The sequence below is a fragment of the Thiofilum sp. genome (genome assembly GCF_016711335.1).
Classification (GTDB): domain Bacteria; phylum Pseudomonadota; class Gammaproteobacteria; order Thiotrichales; family Thiotrichaceae; genus Thiofilum.
On record NZ_JADJTF010000007.1, the window covers coordinates 19,991 to 42,304 of the forward strand.

Consider the following 22,314-nt stretch of genomic DNA (forward strand, 5'->3'; position numbering starts at 1 on the left):
AGCGTTGGATGTCGCGTAGAAGAACATGAAGCGACCATGGGTAGCACTGTATGGTATAGCTAACGTTCCTACGTACTCATGGATGATGCCAGTAGTGCCACAGTCAAGCAACCTTGGGTTAGGCTCAGTGTTCGTCCAGGTGGTTCCACCGTCTGTACTAAACTGGAAGTACACGATAATGTCACTGGGAGCTACACCATCAGAGCTTACAGTGAACGAGCCTGCGCTTAACTCGTAGTCAAACGTACATCTAACGGTTCGTCCCCAGTCAACACGTCTAACCTCAAACGTACGTACTTGCGCGCTACCTAGCACGTTGCCTGTACCAATCTTGTACACGCGAAGGTCAAGGTCCACACCAAGGGTAGGGTCCTCTATCGAAGCAAGGGTGATAGGGTCAGCTGTACTCGGAGCAAACGTTGCGTTCGGGTAAGGCTCAGACCCCGAGGCATTCTTCATCTGTACCCAACCAAACTCAGCTAGGGCGAGTGGATCAGCATCAGTCAGTCTGTTGTGCGCAAGGTAGTTATGTACATCCTTGTTGTTCAGTGTAGTTGCTGTAATGTTTCTGTACTTAGCCATTAGTTGCTCCTGCTTATTTCAATGAGGTATCCAAGCCCTGCGTTGTACTCAAGGGTTATACTTTGTTGCGAGTAGAGTACACAGTCACCGTTTAATAACCAACCATCCGCGGCACTAGTATGAGGAACGTTTAGTCTACCAGCTGCGTATGGTCCAGGGTTAGTGTTCATAATCACGAAGCGCTTGCCGTTAGGTAGTCCTGCAAGGGCTCCAAACCCACCAAACGTAACAGATGTTGCTGCGGTGAACGCCCAGGTCTCGTCAACAAGCTTTGTTGATAACGGAGTGATCGCTGCACCCGTCGTGAACGTGCCGTACAACCTACCACCCACAACCAACTGATCGATCGTTGCGAGCGCTGTCTGTACGTCTGTGTCAGTAACCGATAAGTTAGACGTGAAGCCTGATGAATCCACCGATACAGAGCTTGCAGGGTGTGCATCAAGTGCCGTACGGCCAGAGAGTGTCTGGTGGTCACTAGGTGTGATCCCCGTGACGATTGTGTTGATGCTTGCACGGATCGCGATGAAGTCTACAAGCTTAGTGTTAGCTAGCTGAACACCCGCGTTCGAACGTTTGTAGACCGCCTTGTACAGTACAATGCCTTCGGTAGTGAAGTCTGTGATGCCTGTGGTTTCGTTGATATAGCTTGCAGCCTGTGCAGCAGACAGTGAGTTGTGTGTAGCTTGTCCTGCCACTACGAAGTACCCACCGTTAACGTTAACAGGGGTTGCGAAGATGTACATGTTGAACCATGTGTTGTTAGCAGTGATCGGGGTCAGCTGCCACACACCACCCGTGTACTGGTTCCACTGTGGGTTAGTACCGTTGTTGGTGAAGCCGTCGTTGTTTGCAACGTAGGTCCACTGACCAGCGGCACCTACTCTGTACAACATACGGTAGGCGTTGCCACCAACCTGTGCTGGTACCGTGTGGTTGTAGTCCTCGTCTGCTAGTACGCAGCTATCAAGTCCCCAGGTAATGTCCGCAGGGTTAGTTACCTGTGGAATGACGTACCCAGAGGCCGCGCCACCACTTAGTAGCTTCGTACCTACAGTCATGTGAGCATTCATGTGCTCTATCTCAGTCATGCCACCATCAGCTGGGTGTAGCTCCGAGAAGCACTCACCCCATACCTGGACCGCGTTGAAGTAGATAATTGCAAGCTGCGCTGTAGTCAGTATGTTAAATGCAGTCGTAGATAGCTGTAGAGTACCTGTGTTGTCGTAGTACAAGTAGTGCTTACCTGTAACCGCTGTGTGCACGAAGGACTCGTTGCCTGACTTCGTGTAGCGTACACCGTTAACCCACACAGCTGCACCCGGGGAGTACGTTACTGTGAAGGTCCTGGTTGTGTATACATAGGAGAGTGCGAAGAGGGACTTGTCCTCTAGGCCGTTAGATACTCGTGAAGCGCCAAGATTTTGACGAGCAGCCGGGGCAGTAGTTGCTCCCGTGCCACCGTATGCTACTGGTACGATCTCTTCACGTACGATCTCAGGAGCGATCAGTAAGCGACCAAACCCTGTGTGCTGTAGAAGCACCTTACCCAAGCGAAGTGCTACCGTCGGTAGTGATGGTTTGACGTTGGTTAGTGTGCCACCAGCTGCAAGCCATAGCTCGTCACCTGCTGCCCAGATGTTCGTGTCGAACTCTGTAATGGTTCCGTAGAAGAGTGCGATGCCGTAGTTTAACGTTAGGATGTCAGCTGCTACCACTGCGATCATTGCTGATGCATCAGCGTACGTAGGCTCAGCTACACTGAACGTTGCGAAACCTGCCTCAGTGTTCGTCAACTTTATGACGGTACCCTTTGGTATGGTTCCAAGCCCTGCGTGGTACACTCTCACTGCTACCTGATGACCAACCACCATCTTGCGACCTGGTACATCATCGTAGTAAGCGAAAGCCTTCTCGACATCATCATAGAACATATGTTGTTCGTTGTAGAGAAGTGCACCGTTTAATTTCAAGGACTTAAATGTAGGAGACGACGCTGTAGCAATATCCTGCTCTAGTTCTAATTGGATCTCGCCATCTGTAAAAATAGGGCTGATCTGGTTAACTGTTCCAACAATATCTTTGTACTCGTTAGCTGTGTCCAGACCGTTTCTACCAAGAATTTGATTAGCTGAGTGAACTAGTGGGAAGATAGTACTAGGTACCTGGTACACATGCTTGCCAGTTGCTACATCGTACACAAGTGTACGTTGGTCTGCTCTATCTGTGATATCGATCTCTGAGCCCTGTAGTTTATTAGCGTTCCACTGAGCTACAGTGTTGCCTACTTGAGCGGCCGTAACAGCATGAGGGTTGTTAGTAGCACCGATATGAGAGTCAATAGCACTATGGTCATTAGTTCCCTTATCTGAGAGTTGCGCGTGTGTGACAGTATGTGGGTTAACTTGGCTGTTAACGTGCGAATCGAGTTCTGTGTGCGTGTAAGATCCCTGGTCCGGTAGCTGGTCATGACGTACAAGGTGCGGGTTGTTTTGTAGAGATATGTGGTTATCAATCGCTGCATGGTCGTTTGTACCCTTGTCTGCAAGCTGTGCATGGATCACACCGTGTGGGTTAGACATGTTTACTTCATGCGTGTCAGTCTGAACTTTGTGTGCGTACACAACATCGTCAAGCTCGTCAATAGCTGCTTCTACGTGTACCTCAGCACCTAGGTAGTGAGTACCACCACCGTCAAACGCGATGTCTGGTGCTGCAAGCCCTAGCTCGTCTGTGGTAACCACTTCGAGAGCGTCACCAGCACTGTTCCAACGAACGATAGCCTCTGGCCTAGGTTCAGGAAATACTGTGGCTGTAGATTGTGAACCCTCAGCATACCCGATCTTCTTATCGATATCGAAGCGCTGCTCCTGCTGTATAGCTACTATGCGATCAAGCTGCTCCTCGTGATCAACGTACGGGAATGCACGGTTTGCTGCATATGCTACATTCTGCTCAAGCGATGAAGCACGCTTGAATACTAAGCGTGAGGTCACAGGTAGTGGAGCGGTAAGCTCGATCTGAGATACTGGGTTAGCAGTGTTCGGGTAGTACGTGTAGTCTACACCAGCAACGAGTAGTGTAAGAACGTATGGTGCAGGGAGTGTCTCGTCTTGTGTGTAGATCTTGATCTCACTATTGTCTTGTATAGTAATCGAAAACGAGTATCTAGTCTGTGAACCGTTCCCTAATGAGGAAACCTGTTGCACTAAGTTGTTAGTGAGCGTCATGTTGATTATCTCCCAGGTATATAGTATGAGCGGTTAGCTTCCAAAAGTCCAGCTTGGTCACGTAAACGTCTAGACATATCGTCTAGATAACCGTTCTGTGTCCACTCAAGTAGTGTATTAATCCCATATTGCTTCCAGATAAGGTCCGTAAGAGGGGCAGGTAACGGTGCTACTCTGTTTAAAAGAGCACCACCAGGTACAAGATTGAGTGTTGAACGAAGCGCCTTTGCGTTAGCCTTGTCTGAACCAAAGCCCTCACGAAGAGCGTTGTAGAAGTCGGTGGTTAAGTTAACACCTTGGCTAACTGTAGGACCTAAGGCTGCGCGACCTAATGTCTGCCAAGATTCACCAGCTGATATTCGTTTTTTAAAGCCATCTTCATCAATGGTGCTTGCGGCAAACTCGGTTAAAATAGGACCAAGTATCAAACTTCTCTGTGAAACCTTTGCCATGAACTGTGGGTTAGTTGGGTCCGAAGGTGTCTCACCACGGGAAACCTCAGCCGCCCATTCAGCAAGCATATTGAGCATTACAGCTGTAGTGGTTACCTGAGCAACGCCCATCCATGCACTAGCTAGCCCATGCTCCATCTTATTATTGAGAAAAGCAGCACGCATTGTACGAAAGTAGGAAACAGTTGCACCCTTGAACTGGAAGGCAAGCTTCGCAGCCTCGCGAAGACCATAGTTAGATGTAATACTAAGAAAAGCAAGCGCCTCTCGTTGTGTGAGCCTTGCAGAGGTCAGGTTAGACACGTCCGTAAGCATGCCGCCGTATTTAGTAGCAAGCTCAAAACGTACCTGCTTAAGAGCAAAATCATTATCGATTAAATCTTGTGGCAAGTTCTTCGCCACTGCATATGACTTAATCTGCTCAAGTGGAATGTGTTCTATATCAAATGTAGAAATATGTGCCTCAACATCAGGGTCCATTTTGCCGAAGAGGTCTATCTCCTCTCTACCAAAACCATGTGCCGCGTACATATTTTTTACTGTACCATCTAAATTATCAAAACCAATGCGGGCATTATCAAACGTAGCTTGTGTAACCAAAGATACCGCGGCTGTTTCATAAGAACGCGTAAGGCGATCAACGCCTGCCCATTTAGTTGTTATAGCAGCAAGGTCTTTTGCAAAACCACCATCGCCTTTTATATAAAAGTTTTCGGTAGCATCCATCTGGAAGTTGCGCGCAAACAAGCCCATAGACTGCGCAAAAGAGGCTCTTTCTGCTTCATCTGTTATGTTGGATAGAGCGGCTACTGTAAAACGTTGTAGCTCATGTACAAAAGAATTACCTGTAAACTGCTGTATAATTTGTGCAGTTTTAGGGGCATCTGCAACCGCTGCAAGCGCTGAACGCGATAGTAAATTAGATACGTTTAAATGGCGTGCAGACCGTGCAAACTTACCAAACCAGTGTGTACTAGGAGCCTCGAAGAAATTAATAGACTTTGAAAACTGGTCATCAATGTATCTACCAGTAATGTGTGGAGGTAACTTGTCGCCAAGTAACTGTTTAAACATAGCTAGAAACTTGGAAGGTTCCCCAAACTTAGCTAGTGTAGCGGAGTCCTTTGCGAATGACTTTATTTGAGTGTCAAAGGCACTATAAAAATCAGCCTCACCATATTTCGCGTGTAAGTAATCGGCGCTCATATAATCATTGGGTACAACAGAGCGACGTTTTGCGTTTGCCTCACCAATACGTTTAAAAAATGCTGTATCAAGCTGTCTGCCTGCTTTTAAATTATCATACACAGAGGATGCAAACTTAGTAGCAGCTTCTAAATCAAGCTGTCCCTGCTCATCACGAAGCCTATTTACGGCGTGATCTAGTATATCCTGTATAAACTCTTCGCGAGGAGTGGCAGCTATTTTATTCTTATCGTACAACGGTTTAATTAAATATTCTGCACGACGTTGTATATTTGGATTATACATGTGTTTAACATCAAACATGTAGTTAAGTACGTCCTGTATGCCAAGCGCTAGATCATATATGTGTTGAGGTAGATCTGGTGGTTTTGGTAGATCTCTCTGCACAATATGTAGGGCTTTGTACATATCACTGCGCACGGATGGATCGCGTAGGAAATCAATAGCGTTCTTACCCATACGAGCTACGGCTAAACTAGTGAACTTACCGTATAAGTTCTCGTACATGTCACGCACACTGATATTGCCGCCCTTACTAGGCATTAAACTACCACCAACTAACACGTCATCAAGTGCAGCCTCAGCGCTTCTACCTGTCTTCTCCATGATATTAACCATATCAGTAGCCATCTCGGTGGCTTTATTAAGAGCAGTAGTAGTCGCGAAAATATCCTGTGCTTGTTCCTTTTCTATAATCTTACTAATTTTAAGTGCGTAGTCGCCCGTGATATCAGCAGCAGATACACCCTGTGCTTTCATGCGATTTACAGTAAACTCGATCTGATCCAGAACCTCATCGTTAACGAAAAGTTCCTGCGACTCAAGCAACTGTTTAGCTTTTATTTTACAAAATGTCATTGGGCACCCGCTGTACACTCTAATAGTTTAAGAAGTACTTTGTTTATTTTCTTAGTGTCAATCTCTTGACGTTTAGCAACCGCAGCCATCTCCTCAGACTTCACTATAACTTCCTCTATAGCAGCCTTATGTGTAGGCGATATCTTTGGTACCTCTATCTCTTTACCATCAGGAGTAACATATCTAGATTTAGGAACTTCAACTTGTGGTACGAAAGCCTCAAACTCTACAGGAGGAGGAGCCGCAGCTGGTGGCATTGCTTCATCATAGTAATCAGCCTTAGCACCTACAATCGCCTCAACCTTTGGATCAACCTTAGCCTTCGGAGTAGTAATAACTTCCAGTTGCCTTGTCTCAAGTTGAACAAGGTCATCCATTATAGACTGGATCTTAGGCCCCCACTCAGCGCCGAACTCTTTTGTGAAGTCAGTCTTACCACGAAAATCATACAAGTTACGTAAGCTAGCGCCAGGTGCAAGCATACTTTTTCTACCAATAGCACTAACTGTTTCACCTGTTACACGCTCGAAGTGCATGTCTTGTATGTTATTACGTAAGTCGTCTATAACCTTAGCCGTAGCTCTACCATACTTCTCTGTAAGCTCAACAAAAGTACCCTTTGCATAGTCAGGGATAACATCACGTAACGCTTCTACGCGTGTAGCTTCAGCCGCAGCGGTTTCCATATCGCGTACTATGTCTAAATCTTTTAAACGTTGCCTTACGCCTATAGGTGCTCGTGTGAAAATATCTTTATATTTAGTTTCAAACTCGCCCCAGGTCTGCGCCAAGTAATACTCATCAGAACGTAGCTTTGTAATTAGTGCCTTGAACTCAGCCACAGAACTTGCTGCGCGTTCTTTTACTATGACAGCTACTTGCTCAGGCTTAAGTTTAGCAATCTTAGGGGAGGCGTCCATTACTTCCAGAGCCATCTTCTGTGCTTCAGCCTCAGTACGAGCAGAGTCCATTGGCTCAAGCTTAGGAAGTCTACTATCTTTTATATCTGGATTATGTAACCAGTCCTGTACAGGTGCAACCTTCTCTGGGTTAAGTACTTCTAGCTGTGTGTGTATTTTGCGACCACCACGTTCGTATGTGGTCATCACAGCATCCATACCCTGCTCTTGTGCTACTTCTTTAAACAGTGTTGCCTTATCAAGTAACTCATCGCCATCAAGTTCGCGGGTAATATTTACGCTATCGATATACTCATCAAGTGACAAGCCCTGCTCTACCGCTTTTGTGTTCTTAAGCGATTCGATAACGCTCTCATCGTAACCAAGTGCCTTACGTATAGTGTTTAAGGCAAACTTTGATGATTCGTTATCCTTAATGGTAGCGCGTGGATCTAATACAACCGCGTCTTCTGCTATCTGGAACTCTTTGAAGTTACCCTTGTTATTGGCCAGATACGGACTATCAGTTAGTGAGCCACCCTCAGCGCCATAAAAAGGTGTTTGACTAGGATGTGTAATATCTTTGTAAGGAACGTGTGGCTGCTGTAGTTCTGCCCCTATAAGTTGTTGATAACGAATATTAGCAAACTCTACAGACGTACCAGCCTCTATACTATTTATAGTATCGGCTACAAGTTGCTTAGTCTGCTCAGGACTATGCGAAAGAATGTTTATATCTTTCTGCGCTTCTATCTTTTGAATAGTATTCAATACTTTTGGTTTAAATAAACCACCAATACTCCCCTGAAGAATACCACCACCCACGGAGCCTATAGCAGTTTCAAATATACCCTGATCTGTAAACTCTCGCTTCAGCTGCATGTAAGTAGGTACATCAACAGCTAAGTTACCAGCTGTTTCGAGTGCTATAAGACCCGCTGTACGTTTGATACCCCTAAGAGCTGGTAGGATAGGGCCAGCAAGCATACCAACACCAGCACCTACAGCAATATTAATAGGATCAAGAGACTGCGCCATACCAGCAAGCATCTCGCTACCCCAACCCCATTTGCTCTGACCACGTGCCATCCACTGATTAAGCTCGTACTCTTTACGACGTTGCTCAACACGTAGACGAGCAACAGATGGAGCCATTGGCTCAGTAAAGAACACACCTTTATCAGCCATATCAGCGTATGTTTTATTTAAGTCATCAGCAGATACCTTTGGCTGTATCTGGTTAATAAACTGCTCTGTACTCCAACGAAAAAGTGATGAAGTAGGACCCTTCTCTACTAGTTGCTCGTAAGCACGAGCGCGAAACATCTCGCCCCATGAGCCAGGACCGTAGTACGGCGCAAACTCTTGTGAGCCTGAAGTCATCGGCACGCCTTCGGTAGGGGTGTAAGGCGTGTCTTTAAAAGTACCCGACGGTGTTAAACCTGGTGTGTTTAATAAGTCAGCCATTATTTTTTAGCCTTCTCTTTAGTTACTGGTACTTGTGTACCCCTGGTCATAGCACCCATACCGTAGCCGAAGTTCCACTGCCACTTAGTAGGCGAGGCAGGTTTACGTTCTGTTGTTGGCGCGACAGAAGCGCCACCCTTATCTAGGATGCGATGTTTATTAATAGTCTTATTTGTTGGTGGCTTAGGTGGGGCTTTCTTTAATAAAGACTCGGACCAAATAGTTCTAATAGGTTTAAAGAATATCTCACCCTTCTCGTTGCCAACTAGTGTTTTGTACACCTGCCCAGTGCCTTCTAGATTGCCGTACATCTGCCATGCAAAACCAAACTGCCCAGTCTGTGGATGGCGTATCATGATAAGTGCGCCATTACGTAGCTGCTGTTTAGCTCTCTCAGGGAATGGCGTGTGTGCTACATACTTATCAAGTGCACCAGCCGCTACCTTATTGCGAATATCGTCAATATGTGGGGACATTTTCGCTACCATATCTTCTGTGATACGGGTGCCATCTTCTAATACTTTTGGGTAAATAATTCTTTGTGTTTTGTCAGTGATATACTTATCCTTAACAATAAGCATAGCTTTAGTAACGGCATCAGTTGCAGTTAAGCTTGGTTGCTCAATCATATACAGCTGAGCCCTGCGCTTAATAAAATCGGCTGTTACGTTCTGCTGTTCAAGCATAGACTTTGTTGTAAACGAATTATCAAACAACACAGATGTAAATTCTTTTGTACCCTGTATCTGAAGTGACACGGCAGCAGCTATATCATTAGCCTTGACCTTAGAGTCATTACCAAAAGTATTATCAAAAAGTTTACCAAGGTCTTTCTGTAGAATAACAGAGTTGATTAACGCTTCCTGTGATGCTGGGTCATTAACCATTAAACCCAAATACAAGAAGTCATCGGGTAAGTTCTTATCATTCACCATCTGTTTAATGTATGAAGAGAACACACCAGGCTCTAGGTGTGTGCGCATATTGGTTATAATATCAGATGCAAGTATGGTATCACCACCAGCTATAGCCTGACCAAGGTTTTCAGATATTGCTTTAGGAAGTACGCGAATAGGTACCGCTGCCTTAATAGATGATTCCATTAGTTCTCGGGTGGCGGCTTGCGCTATGTTATTTTTACCAGAAAACGCAGTAGCAAAAGACTTACCCTTTAAATTAATTGAGTTGAATAATTCGTAAGCATTACCAGATATAGCAACACCAGAAACATTATCAAAATTACTAAAAGCAGCGGCACTGTCTTCACTAAGTAATTTAGTAATCTGGGTGTTTTTCTGCTCAAACATCGATGCGGCATCTTGAGATATAGTAGCATTAGCAAGAGGACCGCCTATTTTTTGCGCCTCTTTCTGTATCTTTGTTATGCCTTGTGTGGCTATCTTATCACGGCCTGATTTTGTATTTACAAAATATTCGGTTGTGCGTGTGGCCCCACCAATAAGCTGCGCTAAATCTAAACGGCTCTTTTCGTTAGCATTAGTAAGCGGCTCTTCTTCAGCTGGATGTAAGCGATTAATAGCCTCTTGTACCTGCGCTTTTGCTTTGTTTGGTAGGACGCCCTTTTGTAGCGCTGTAGTAAGACCATTACTTAGCATTAGACGGTCATCCGCAGTACTTAATCTAGAGGAATCTGCACCGAGGCCTAACAACTGCTGTGCAAAGTTAGCTTTAGCTGTAGGGTGAAGCATACCAGACAAAGGTGTGGCAACATCGCGGGTCTCTTGTGACTTACCTTCGTTGGCCTTTTCTAAGTCGGCCTTTTGCTTATTGATATTATTGGGGTCGAAAAAATTAGGCTTGCCATCATAGATACCCATAACGAGCTTAAAGGCGTCATCAACACGTGCTTTTCTATCAGCGTGTTTTGGTAAGCGTTTAATAGCAGTAATCATGCCCTCTACAGTAGAAGCAGACATTGTTTGACGTGCCTGTAAAGTAAGCTCTTTACCTTCAGCAAAAGAATATGCACCGCTTATAACCTTATTCTTTAAACCATCTACTAGGGATACATACTTATCGTGCAAAAAAAGCATGTTTGGATTACTAGCTAGTTTATTTGAATTACCTAATATCTCTGACTGTGTCTGTTTCTTTATAGAATTATAACGTAAGTTTAGTTCATCCTCACGTATAGACATAAGTTTTGTATGAAAGTTATCGCGTGTACGTTGAGAAAATAAATCGCGGGATAAGGGCATACTAAGCCCTTCTTTGTATGTTTTATGTAAGTTTTCCGCTAACTCATAAAACTTGTCCGTAACTGTTTTGGGTCTATTAAATACAGTGTCCTGTTCATATTCCCACTTCTCATTACGATAATTACCATCATCACTATTATTAATTAGAGTTTGTTTTAGATTATGTAAGTTATCATTGAAGTCATCCGCACGTATGCGAGCCTCATCATCAGCTTGCACCTTAATGACGGTATCAAATATTTCCTGTCCAGACTGATTAAGTTGGTTTGCTGTTTGTGCAAAAGCTAGTGTGCTTGTCTCAGCAGCGCGTGCTTGCTGACCCACAGTTGGTGCGTCTACGTTGTATTGTTCCCGCTCAAAAGGTAGTTTCATAAAACCTCATTATTAAAATGCGTAAGCCGCTTCTGGTGAAAGGTGGTCTTGGTTACCTTTAAATAAACCACTAACAGCGCTGCCAGTACTCGATAAAATGCCAGTAGAACTATTAATGTTATATAGGGAACTTGCAGCCGATCCCAAAGCACCGTAGCCCTTGATACGCATGGAGCTTGCAGCTTGATCTACATAGTCCAAGTCGTTCTGTACACCCATACGAGTCATCTTATTCTTAAAGGCTACCTGTTCACGCATACGATCGATATTATCAGCCATAATCTTACGTGACTTAATCATCGCACCTAGACCGATATCAGTAGTGCCACCCATAGAAGCTTGTAGCTGAGTGATGGTCTCAAAGTCTTCCTCGTTCTGTTGCATGATAAGAAAGTTCTCTTCCATGCGGCGATTGGTTTCAGTGATACTAATCTCTGCCTGCTCTGCTCGTTTCGCGGCTGCGGCCTCTTCAGCATCAGCTTGTTTATGACCGCTGTATATGCTGACAGCAGCGTTCGCTAGAGAACCAATGGCAGCGGCTGCGGCTAGAATTGGGAATGGCATAGTCTACCTCTCGAATACATTTTATAGTTATCAAGCAATACTTGTTCATCTTTGAAGCCAAGACGACTAACAAAGCGTTGCCCTATCTCATAGTCCTGCTTAACAAAACAAACTATACGTAAGCCCTCTGGGAACAACTCTACTATCTGCTTACATAGTTTGTATGTAGTAATTGCGTACTTGTTAACTAGGTCACTAAATATGCAGTATACTTCTCGGTTAACAGATAGACCAAGGCAGGCTACTAGGCCATCGCTTGCTTCTATCGTGTAACCATACTTATAATCTAACTCGTTAGGTGTCTCGCCCGCGTGCACATGACGGGCATCAATCTTGTGGATATCACCTATCCGGTAGTTGCGTAACTTAACCATCAAACTGTACTCCCTCTGTAACGATAGCTACCACGCCTAGTGGTAACGGGGAGTCAGATACAAAGTAAACATCGCGATCGATGGAATAAGAGAACTCGGGTTGTAGTATAAGCTCACCAGAATAGACCGGAGCACTTTCACTCAGTAGCTGAGTAGAAGTATTAAAGTTAATTTCTCTTAACCTTGTTAACGCTTCTCCTATTTTACAAGCCATTGTGTGATCGAAGCGAACCATAAGCTTATGGTGCTTACAGATAGAACCCTGAGAACTGCCAGCCGGCGAAGCGACTTCCATGCGTACTGGTTTAATAATAGATGTATAGTTAAAGCCAGATACGTTGAAGAATACAACGTTGTTCTGTGGATTAAGTACTTGGTAACGATCATCGTCTGCTACTGAGTCGTACGTGTAGCTTATACCATAAGGGATAATATCGGTTGATAAGCAGTGCGTGTGTCCCAGCGGAGTGGCATCGTTATAGACTACCTCTAGATCAAAGAAAATAGGCTCTACTATATCAGTCACGTGATTACCTATAACATGGCAATCAAGAAGAGCCGCACTGTAGAAGTCAAACTTATTAATACCCTTGGGAGCAAACTTACCATCATCTAATACTTCAAATACGTAGTTAAAGGCACCTGTATCATAGTTCCAGCGAATCACTACAAAGTAGACACTACCGTTAATTGCGATAATGTTCATCACGCGGCCATCGTACCACATGTTCTGGTCAATACCACTAGTCCAGGTAGCACCACTAGTGCCAAGTATGTGTCTAGTCCACATTGATAAGCCGAAGTCTTTGTCACGAGTAAGCGCCGCTACTTTGCCTAGATCATCCACGCACCACATTGTCTTGCGTGATGAGTCGTATGTTGCATCAATCAATCTAGTTGTAAGACCTGAGCTATATGCGCTTGAAGAAGGAAACTCAGAGAAGAATGTATTTAGGTTTTGTACCTTCCAACTCTTCTCAGTATCGTTGTAAGTGAAACCATTAAAAGAAGAGCCATCTTTACCTAAAAAGACAATCTCACCACCAGCACGAACAGAACCCATAACAGCTGAGCCGTTACGAGAAACCTGCAAGCAGTTAACATTGCCAGGTTGAAAGCCTAACGTTGCGTCCTTTAGTGGATATAAATACTCAAACTCTTTGGAGCCAAAAATTAAATCAGTTGAGTTGTTAGACCAGTGGTGCTCTGTAGAATCTGTATATTTAGACGTAAGAGTAAAAGGATATAGCGGGCTAAGAGTAGCCAACTCAGGGTCAGTAATATCTTCACGAGACATTACTGAGGTATCACCATCAGAACTAATATAAATAGAGTTAGGATTTTTGTCTGTTCCACCGAAGATCAAGCGATTAGCAAAAATAGTGCATGTGCGAGGATAGCCGTAGTAAGGTGACCAAGCACAATGTGCCCAAGATAGAGTAGAATAATCAGTCGCAGGGGCGCTACCAGCTATTAAGTCGCAGGACGCATAGTAGTAAGAACCACCATTCATGTTGATGGCTTTGGCTTTATAGTAACCCCAGGCGGCACCATTCCATGCCTTAAAGATAGAACCAACCTCTATTTTAAGCGGAGAGTAATCGTTTTGACTTATACGATAAGGACCACCAATAAGGCTAATAAAAGGCCTAATTACATATGTATTGTCGGCACCAGTTGAGACATTTGTATATAAAAATGGAACGCGATTCATCCTAACTACGTTGGGAGTAATGTCGCCAGCATCAATATACATTTCCTTTGTATACCAATCTACTACAAGAGGCATACTAGCACCATTGCATATAACAGTACCAAAGGTAGTCTCTACGCTTTGCATGCTTTCTAGCAAGAAGTAATTTAGAGAAGTGTTACCTGTAGCGGTCTGCAAGTCGGTCTCTACACTAAATTCATAACGGCCAGAAACATCTATCCAGCGTATATAACGTAGCTTTATTTTGCCATCGTAGCCAGACATGTAAAAGTAGACAAACTTATTGTTTTTCTTATTATATACTATTCGTGTAATAACATTGTTGCCCTGGGGAGCGCTAAATAAATGCTGATACCTTGTCCCTGGTCTTTTATAAACACCACCTGCTGGTAGTGGAAGCACGTTCTCAAGGTTATCACATGACTGTGCATACACAGCTAGATCAGTACGGCCACGTGCCTGGTTACTAATCTCACCGCCAAACAAAGCATTCTTTATGCTTCTATAACGAGCCATTATAACCTCGAATTCGTCCAGTCGTCTGATATTATGCTTGGTACTTTACCTTCAGTACTATCCAAGAAGCGCGCTTTCCTTACTGATGCACTATACATCTCGTAAAGTTTAACTGCTCTCTCTGTACTGTTAGTTAAAGAGTAACATATCTCTGTAGCAATACTAAGTGCTAAAGCATCGCAGAAAGAAGCATCCCAGAACTCTACTGCAATGATGTTAGATATGTATCTTAATTCTATTTCATCTAAATTTGTGTATAATGTGCGCCCTTCGACTATATAGTCGGTCGCATCGTCATCTATACTTAGTACTTTCACACAATCTACTGGTAGAATGTATGCGTACAAGTAAGATGATATGTTACAAATAGCTTCTCGTGTAGGTGTCGTACGAACTATGGCAAAGTTCCAACAACCATCACGAAGAACCTCGTCACGCTTCATAATAAATATGGCGTTAACTAGTGCGGCTTCTCTACAGTCCTCAGTCAATGAACTGATAACCCTAGCGCCTACCTGTATTAATGCTTTATTTGCAATATCTATTAAATTTGCCATATTTAAAAATAGGGGCCAGCCTATTAGACCAGCCCCTACTCCGAAGGAAAAGATTAATGTTTGCTGTATTCTACAACAACTTTAATCGAACCTGCAACAGCTGTTGATGCTGCTGACATAGATAGGATAACTTCTTGTTCAGCTGACAAACGTGAGAATAAACCAACGTTTGTTGCAACTGCTGAATCAGCTAGGTATTGGCCAGCTGATGTGAAGTCCATTGATGGTGCAAGTGCATCGGTATCGTCTGCGAAACCAAGTACGCCTGCGCCTGTTGTTCCAAGGTCTGTCCAAATAACTTTTACGTTATGGATCATTGAACCCGCTGGAAGTTTCATCAATTTGATAACATCGGTTGCGCCGATGATAGCACCAGACAATACGAACTCGTCGTAAGCCAAGTGCATAGCACCGTCTTTTTCACCTTGTGGTATCAATACTAATGGTACTTCGTTAGCTTTTGCTGCATTTGTTCCGTATAAATCAGCCATTGTATCTCCTTAATTAAGCTGTAACGATCTGTACAACTTTTTCTTCTTCCATACGAACGCCGCCCAAGTCCATAGATGCATAAACTTGTGCTGAGTATGATTTGTCGTTACGCTCGTCAACTCTACCACTCATGCTTTCATGCATACCACAGATCACGCCATCGCCAATGAAAGCGATTGCAGAAATGTTTGTTGCGCCTACAGCAGTTCCACCTGAGTTGTATAAACCAGTTGTTGTGCTGTATTTGAAAACAGATGCATTGTAAGCAGCTGCAAGAGGCATAATGCTTGAAGAAACAACCTTAAACTCGAAGCCTAAGAATGTGTTCAATTCGCCGTTTACAAGAGCTTTTACAGAGTTGTAGTCAGCGCTTGTAACTTCAACTTGAGTCAATAAAGCTTCAAGGTTAGCTGGTGTGATAGCGATGTAACGTTTTCCAACAACATCTTTGTCATCCAACAAGAACTTTGCTTTACGCAAAGCTTGGATATTTAGACCAGATAGTGAGCCAGCTGATACAGCTGCTAACTTCTGTGTGTTTGGTAGGATAACAGAGCTTCCACCTGACTCACCAGAGCGTGCTACGCCCAACAATGAATCAATGATGATGCTGTCCATCTTACGTCCCATAGCATTGCGAGCAGCAATAGCGTACTCAGACTCTGGGTTATGGATGTTTTCTAATTTGTCCCATTTGTCTACCAATGTAGCCCATTCGTATTTCTTAGTGATAAGCATACGTCTTGAGTGATCGATATCCAAGTTAGGTGTATCGCTGTTACGAGCTGTCTTTTCGATAGCTTCAGCTGTTCCTAAACGATCGAAGTACTCTGCGTTTCCTTTGAATGTTTCTTTACGAACCAAAGGTGCAAGTACAGAAGCTTTCTGTTGTGATAAGTGATAAACGTTAGCAGTAAACTGCTTAACTCTCCAGGTTTCTATTACGCTGTTGATATAGGTATCCTCCGTTAAGAGTACATCTTAACTATAGATTAAATAATAAAAGTTTATTTCGTTGGCTTGTCCCGAAGGGGCCTACTAGTTTGACGGACTTCTCCGTGTGCGCAAGCGCACGTCACTACGACAGGGGTCCAGATGGACTTATCCTACTTTTATTATCTAAACTATTAGAGTTTATGTCAACTAAATAGCTTCTGATATAGATCACTTACACGGTTAACAACCTTCTTATGGTCGCCGTGTGATGGATCACCGTACTCTGGACGGGATTGTAACTCGTTAATCTCGCGTTGTGCTTCCTCAGGAGTCATACCAAGTTTAGTGTTTGCTTCACCACGGAACTTATCCTCACCAAGCAACTTACCAACTTCAGCGAGTGTCTTGATAATACGTACATCAGAATCTAGGCCCTTTTCAGCTAAGTATTCGATGAAACCATCGCCACCTACACGCTTCGCGGCTGCTACAGCAGCGTTAATCATCTTAGGATAGCCTTCGCCCCACTCCTTCTGAAGTGTGGTTTTATTATCTTCAACCATCTTAGCTTTTACAGCTTGCTGTGCTTGCACGTCGGCTTGTTGTCCACCAACATACATCTCCATGATAGCCTGTGCTTGCTTAGGAAGTAAGCCTGCTTTATGGAATGCCTCAGAGAAGCCCTTAAGTGCGGCTGGATCAAGGTTTATTTTGCTATTATCTAATGCGTATTTATCAACTGGCGGTCTACCAAGAGAATCATAGAAAGAGTTCCAATCATCATCAGAAGCCTTCTCGCCTGGAACTAGTACACCCTTCTTACCAATCAAGCCTTGAGCATGAATGTATGACTTAGCCAAAGTTGCAGGGTCATCAAAAGTAGCGATAGCAGAATGGCCACGAATGTCTTCTGGGAGGCTGTCTTTCCATGAAGTAGATACCCCACTATTGGTAGAAGTAGAAGTCCCACTGCCACTATCTGTATTAGTAGAACCACCGCCATTAGAACTATCAGCATTTGTACCCTCGTTTAATAAACTCATTCTGTCTCACCCTTTAATAATTGATCAAATTGTTCTACGGTTAAATTAACCTTGTGTAATATCTCAACGACGACAGAGCGCTGCCCTTCAGCGAAGGCATCACCCTTGTGTGTTTGTAATATGTGATATCTGCTCATCAGGTCATACAACACCTGCTTGCCCTCTTCGGTCCCAAAGAAGCGCTTGTATGCCACCACTAAATCTCTATATGTTTCTGTCATCCCATTACCTGTGAAGCCGCTGGTAGCACCTTAGATGCCATCTCAGCTTGCTGCATTTGTTGTTGCTGTGCCTGCATCTGCGCTGCCTGCTCAGCCTTTGCTGTTCGTATCTTCTTGATCTCGTTCTTATCCCTAAGTAGCTTATATGGCAAGCCGTAAACATCAGTTAGTAAGTAACGGATAGCTGCATCTGGATCAATTATATCCATAGACTGTGGTGCCATCTGTAGTATCGGAGCTACTTGCTGTATCGCACGTGTGAACGCTACGCCTTCACTTGCACGTTGCGCCTTTGCTACAAGTGAAGAATACTTTACGCTAATTTCGCGTCCCTGAAGTGCCTCTGGTATCTTCGGGTACACGCCCTTGCGATAGCATATACGAAACACACGTGTGACAAGTGGTGATAAGTACTCATGATGTTGCCTACCCATAACAGGTCCCATGAGACTTAGCGTATCCTCTGCCCGTTGCATGACCTCAGTAGCAGTCATCTGTGGGCCTTCTTTAAGCTGTAACTGATCCACGTAGAAGCCTGTACGTATACGTTTACGTACATCATCCACGGCTTGGTATCCAAAGTCTATCCTTGTATCAGTGATGAGTGGTCGTACTGGTATGCGCTCGATATCGCGTACAACAGTTAGCCCGCTTGGTGTTAGGCGTATGTTACCTAGCACGCAGTCATCAGACACCATAAGTGGTGGGTTGACCGCCTTCTGTGCCCCTTGCAGGACAGCCTTCATCATCTCGTTAACCATCTTGATGTCTGGTAACATCTCAGTACCAGGACCACGGCCGTATACTTCACCAGTTGTTTTGGTCCAGCGTGGTACCGCGTACGGGAACTCTTCGAAGCCACCCTCTGATAGCTGGTGCTTACATTCTAGCAGTATGTAGCATGACTTATATGCGAAGTACTTCTTCTTGCCTTCATCGTCCTGTGGACGCACGACATGTAGTATATCGTACTTGTCCATGTCGCCCTTCTCGTACTTACGATAGTACTCAGCAGGCAGTGAATCTTCACCGAACTCTTGCACCACTTGTCGCAAGTCCCACTGGAACAATCTATAGACGGTATCTACGCGACCTAGGTTATTCTCTTCAACGAAGATCTCTTTCATGTAGCGCGCTGAGAAGTGTACGAACGTATCATCATTCTCAGATATGAACATGCAACTTGAGCCGATAGCTCCAAGGTCAAGGTAGACCTCGTGTGTCTCTGTCTGGAAGTTAGAACTGTTCAGCACTACGTGTGTACGCTGAGTAGCAATCTGCAACCATGCACGTACATCATCTTGCTCGTCAAGCTGTGGATCATTCGTAGTAAACTCGAAGAACTGTGCAGCTGGGTTCGTTAGTCTCCCGTGGAGTGCTCCAGCTAGCAACTGGTTCGCTGCGATCGCGGTTGTATCAAACAACTCGTTCCCATACTTGTCGCCCGCTACGTGTGTAGTGGTGACAGCACCCTTACGAGGTATGATGTACTTGAACGCTTCGGCCCAGTGATTCTCCCATATGGATCTGTCGCTACGTACTCGCTCAAAACGATCACATATAGCCTTTATATAGGCTTTCTTCTCGCTGTTCTCTGACTCGTACTCGTCTTGTCCGATATCTTCTTTATCATTCTTATTGTAAGTAACCACTTAAGCTCCTAGCTGATAGTTAGATCTAGCATCTTCTTTTCTTGTAAGTTCTCTTCAAGCAGCCCGCGCTGTCTCATCAGGTCCTTGTTGCTCTTCAGTATGCTGATATAGTCGTTGTACTGTTTCGCGAAGTCGTTAGCGCCTTTATTGGCAGCTTGCTTCTTGCGTAGTAAATCATATATAGAAGCTTTTGCAGCGGTACCAGCAGCTTCCATCTGTGTTACATCCATTGTCTTAACAGGGTTATGTGTAACCATGCGTTCTGTCTCAGTACCTGGGTTCAGCGTTTCGTCCTGTATATCTTCGCCACCCACATACGGAGCCATCGCACCGCTTGTGATAGCGTCAACCTCGCTCTGTTGTAACAGTCCTTGCTTGAGGTATCTCTGTACGTTTTCATCACCACTGAAGTCTAGTGACTTGGTTGCCTTCGTTAGTCTAGCTGTAGCGTCGCCTGCTGCTTGCGACACACCAGATATCGGATTAAGTGCGCTGCTCATGAGTTGCCCCTTCTATGATCTCTATATACTAAATGGATTGTAGTCTGTCTCAGCGCGTAGGTCAACGTTTCCGCCACCATACCCACCATTCATAGCAGTATCGCCGCCGTACCTGTACGGTGACGTGCTTGGTGCTCGTAGCCCCATCGCAAGCTGCTGGAACGCGTCCGCGCCGTTTGACGACCAGTCATGTAGTGGGTTGTCCGCGAAGCTCTGTGTCTTGTCGTCCCACTTCCGCTTGTAGTTAGTGAGCGCCAGTAGGCCTCTTGCACAGTTCTTTTCATCGAAGGTGCAGCGTGGGAGTAGCAAGCGTGCTGCGTTGATGCTGTCTCGTTTCTGCCCTACACGTGGCACCACACGTACATTCCTCACCCCGAGTGTGTAGAGTAGCTGCTCGATGCTCTTGCCTGTGGACAGGTCCCGCGCCTTGGCATCATGCGGTAGCAGGTGGTAGTCGTACACGTAGCCTTTCTTCTGCAGGTCGGCTACGATGGTGGCTATGTCGCTACCACTGGTCTCGTAGTAATCGATGACGTGCAACTTCCCTGGTAACTGCTGCGCGAACCACACCGTGGTGCTGTCCGACACACCAAGGTCCCACCCCGTAATCACCGGGAACTCACGTTGGTACGGCACCGTGGTCAGGCGCCCCTGAGTACGTGCTTCCTCCATCATCTTCGCGAAGTACGCCCCTACTATGCCCGCGCTGAAACTGCATTCGTATTCCTGTTGGTATGTTGCGTCATCCATCGTAGCCTGCGCTGACGCAAGCTCTTTGTCAGGTATTATCTTCGTCTCACTCGCCTTGTACATCTTGCCGTACCACTCAGTATTCTTGCCGCTTGAGGCGTAGTCGAACCACTCCTTGAAGTGATTGTTCCCGCGTGGTGTCCCTAGGAACAGACATCCCCCACCCCTGTCAGACAGAGTCGGTCGGACTGCTTCTTGCCATACAAGTGGTGACATGTCGGCTACCTCATCCATCACACAGTAGTCCAAGTATATCCCTCTGATGGAGTTGTAGTTCTCCCCCGATAGTAGCATTATCTTAGCCTTATTATGCGGTAGTATCGCTGTTAGGTCCGCTTCGTTGAACAGTACCCCTGGCACCTTTTCTAGGAACTGATGCAAGTACGTCCACACTATTCTCTTCGCTGCGGAGTAGGTGGGAGCGATGTATGCGAACTGTGGCTTAGGCAGCAAGCTGTTCAGCGCGAGGTTCAACATATGGTTTAGCGCAAAGAAGGTCTTCCCAAACCTGCGGTGGCATACTATGACAGAGAACCTTCTTAGTTCACGATGTAAGTCAGCTTGCAAGGTGCGCGGAGTATAGTTTGTAGACACCAGCGTTGGAGTGTTTTCGTCAATCTTTACAACTCGTCTAGACATTGTTGACCTCTGCTGTGTCCGGCGAAGCCTCAGGGGTAGAGCCTTCGGTAGGTTCCGTGTCTACGTCTACGTCATCGCCTGGAGCCTCCAGGATTGCCTCAGGCGGGGCTAGGCGCATTCCCGTAGCATCAAGCACCGGTTGCTCGAAGTACTCGTTCCTGGGGACGCCAGTGACTACAGTGAACACGAGTGGCTTGCTTGCATTCCCCTCAATCGTCGTTCGGTTGCCATAACGTTGTTGGTCACTAGTCGCGGCAGCCCACTTGTACGCGTCAAACCTCAACCGTTCAGCCGCCGTGTCGTCCTTCCCACTCGCGTTCTCCGCTGCCTCCAGCGCCTTCTCCTCGAAGTGTATACCACGTAACACCCTCGCCTCTTCAAACGCTCCCCTGAACACGTCATCGTCCTTCAGGTGGCGCAAGATCGTCCCATAGCAAGGCATGCTGCTGTCCTGACATATCTTACTCAAGGGATGCCCTATAGCATACAGCTGTAGTATGCGCTCCTTCGTCTCCGCATTCATGTACTGTGGTGGCTTACGTGTGTACTCCGGGAACAAACTACTAAACACTACTACCTTCGTCATATGGGTAGGGTAACACGGTCCCTGCGGTGGCGCAATCCGTTATACATCTCCTATCTAATCGCGCAGCCGAGGGTGGGTCTGGTGTTATGCTGCTTGCGCTGCGTCTAGAGTGTGTCGATATGGGTGCCTATCTTGGGGGTGTTAGGGTCGCGCAGGGTTCGCGTGAGTTTTGGGGGGTAGGGGTCTCGCAGCGAGGCAGAAAAGAGAGGGGGGGTACCTTGGGGTGAGGGGAGCTGGGTCCGTGGGGTGTGAGGCGTGGGTGCGTACCCCAGGGATTACACAATGAGTATGTAATGTGGGTATGTGTGCGCTAATACACAACGCTTGTGTAATGTATGCGTGTGTGCGTGATACGTGTGCAATGGCAGCACTATCCAGGTTGAGGGCTAATCCGTGGCTCGGCGCGTGGTTTTGGTCTGATTGCTGCTGTGTGACTAGAAACTGCTCTGCCTTTTCAGGGGAAGTGTGACAGCTCGTGTTAACCA

Annotated in this window: 14 protein-coding genes; all 14 read right to left on the bottom strand. The window is 45.6% G+C overall.

The window, feature by feature from the left end; translation table 11 throughout:
* Positions 1-581 precede the first annotated feature (581 nt).
* The 14 genes from IPL34_RS20575 to IPL34_RS20640 all read right to left on the bottom strand — a co-directional run bounded on the left by IPL34_RS20575 (position 582) and on the right by IPL34_RS20640 (position 21,766).
* Positions 582-3,812 carry a hypothetical protein gene (locus tag IPL34_RS20575; RefSeq protein WP_296843406.1) on the bottom strand — a complete coding sequence of 1,077 codons (3,231 nt, stop codon included), beginning with the start codon at positions 3,810-3,812 and terminating at the stop codon, positions 582-584.
* Positions 3,813-3,817: 5 nt separating this feature from the next.
* The gene (locus IPL34_RS20580) at positions 3,818-6,328 is read right to left on the bottom strand and encodes a hypothetical protein (RefSeq protein WP_296843407.1); all 2,511 of its coding nucleotides are present in this window, start codon (positions 6,326-6,328) and stop codon (positions 3,818-3,820) included.
* On the bottom strand, positions 6,325-8,694 hold the full coding sequence (locus tag IPL34_RS20585; RefSeq protein WP_296843408.1) for a hypothetical protein: 2,370 nt from the start codon (positions 8,692-8,694) through the stop codon (positions 6,325-6,327). The genes IPL34_RS20580 and IPL34_RS20585 overlap by 4 nt, the downstream gene beginning before the upstream one ends.
* Positions 8,694-11,285, bottom strand: coding sequence for a hypothetical protein (locus IPL34_RS20590; protein ID WP_296843409.1), 2,592 nt, complete (start codon positions 11,283-11,285; stop codon positions 8,694-8,696). The genes IPL34_RS20585 and IPL34_RS20590 overlap by 1 nt, the downstream gene beginning before the upstream one ends.
* Before the next feature lie 12 nt (positions 11,286-11,297).
* Positions 11,298-11,849 (bottom strand): hypothetical protein, encoded by a 552-nt coding sequence (locus IPL34_RS20595; protein WP_296843410.1) that lies wholly within the window; start codon positions 11,847-11,849, stop codon positions 11,298-11,300.
* A 366-nt stretch (positions 11,850-12,215) separates the two neighbouring features.
* Complete coding sequence (locus IPL34_RS20600; protein WP_296843411.1) at positions 12,216-14,453, bottom strand: hypothetical protein; 2,238 nt, start codon at positions 14,451-14,453, stop codon at positions 12,216-12,218.
* Between the two features lie 610 nt (positions 14,454-15,063).
* A complete protein-coding gene (locus IPL34_RS20605) occupies positions 15,064-15,501 on the bottom strand; it encodes a hypothetical protein (protein WP_296843412.1) in 438 nt (145 codons plus the stop codon).
* 13 nt (positions 15,502-15,514) lie between these two features.
* Entirely contained in the window at positions 15,515-16,456 is a 942-nt protein-coding gene (locus IPL34_RS20610; protein WP_366931117.1) for a phage capsid protein, read from the bottom strand.
* A 185-nt stretch (positions 16,457-16,641) separates the two neighbouring features.
* Positions 16,642-17,481: a hypothetical protein gene (locus IPL34_RS20615; RefSeq protein ID WP_296843413.1), complete on the bottom strand. Its 840-nt coding sequence runs from the start codon at positions 17,479-17,481 to the stop codon at positions 16,642-16,644.
* A complete protein-coding gene (locus IPL34_RS20620) occupies positions 17,478-17,702 on the bottom strand; it encodes a hypothetical protein (RefSeq protein ID WP_296843414.1) in 225 nt (74 codons plus the stop codon). Before IPL34_RS20620 ends, IPL34_RS20615 begins: the two co-directional genes overlap by 4 nt.
* Positions 17,699-19,354: a portal protein gene (locus IPL34_RS20625; RefSeq protein ID WP_296843415.1), complete on the bottom strand. Its 1,656-nt coding sequence runs from the start codon at positions 19,352-19,354 to the stop codon at positions 17,699-17,701. Before IPL34_RS20625 ends, IPL34_RS20620 begins: the two co-directional genes overlap by 4 nt.
* 8 nt (positions 19,355-19,362) lie before the next feature.
* A complete protein-coding gene (locus tag IPL34_RS20630) occupies positions 19,363-19,854 on the bottom strand; it encodes a hypothetical protein (protein ID WP_296843416.1) in 492 nt (163 codons plus the stop codon).
* A gap of 21 nt (positions 19,855-19,875) precedes the next feature.
* Positions 19,876-21,081, bottom strand: a complete 1,206-nt coding sequence (locus IPL34_RS20635; RefSeq protein WP_296843417.1) for a hypothetical protein — start codon at positions 21,079-21,081, stop codon at positions 19,876-19,878.
* A gap of 154 nt (positions 21,082-21,235) precedes the next feature.
* Complete coding sequence (locus tag IPL34_RS20640; RefSeq protein WP_296843418.1) at positions 21,236-21,766, bottom strand: hypothetical protein; 531 nt, start codon at positions 21,764-21,766, stop codon at positions 21,236-21,238.
* Positions 21,767-22,314 lie beyond the last annotated feature (548 nt).

What these genes read in the sequence shown, in the direction of transcription:
- IPL34_RS20580 (WP_296843407.1), bottom strand. Translation starts at nt 6,328, where the DNA reads ATGACATTTTGTAAAATAAAAGCTAAACAGTTGCTTGAGTCGCAGGAA.
- IPL34_RS20595 (WP_296843410.1), bottom strand. Translation starts at nt 11,849, where the DNA reads ATGCCATTCCCAATTCTAGCCGCAGCCGCTGCCATTGGTTCTCTAGCG.
- IPL34_RS20635 (WP_296843417.1), bottom strand. Translation starts at nt 21,081, where the DNA reads ATGTTGAACCTCGCGCTGAACAGCTTGCTGCCTAAGCCACAGTTCGCA.
- IPL34_RS20590 (WP_296843409.1), bottom strand. Translation starts at nt 11,285, where the DNA reads ATGAAACTACCTTTTGAGCGGGAACAATACAACGTAGACGCACCAACT.
- IPL34_RS20605 (WP_296843412.1), bottom strand. Translation starts at nt 15,501, where the DNA reads ATGGCTGATTTATACGGAACAAATGCAGCAAAAGCTAACGAAGTACCA.
- IPL34_RS20640 (WP_296843418.1), bottom strand. Translation starts at nt 21,766, where the DNA reads ATGAATGCGGAGACGAAGGAGCGCATACTACAGCTGTATGCTATAGGG.
- IPL34_RS20630 (WP_296843416.1), bottom strand. Translation starts at nt 19,854, where the DNA reads ATGAGCAGCGCACTTAATCCGATATCTGGTGTGTCGCAAGCAGCAGGC.
- IPL34_RS20620 (WP_296843414.1), bottom strand. Translation starts at nt 17,702, where the DNA reads ATGACAGAAACATATAGAGATTTAGTGGTGGCATACAAGCGCTTCTTT.
- IPL34_RS20615 (WP_296843413.1), bottom strand. Translation starts at nt 17,481, where the DNA reads ATGAGTTTATTAAACGAGGGTACAAATGCTGATAGTTCTAATGGCGGT.
- IPL34_RS20585 (WP_296843408.1), bottom strand. Translation starts at nt 8,694, where the DNA reads ATGGCTGACTTATTAAACACACCAGGTTTAACACCGTCGGGTACTTTT.
- IPL34_RS20600 (WP_296843411.1), bottom strand. Translation starts at nt 14,453, where the DNA reads ATGGCTCGTTATAGAAGCATAAAGAATGCTTTGTTTGGCGGTGAGATT.
- IPL34_RS20575 (WP_296843406.1), bottom strand. Translation starts at nt 3,812, where the DNA reads ATGACGCTCACTAACAACTTAGTGCAACAGGTTTCCTCATTAGGGAAC.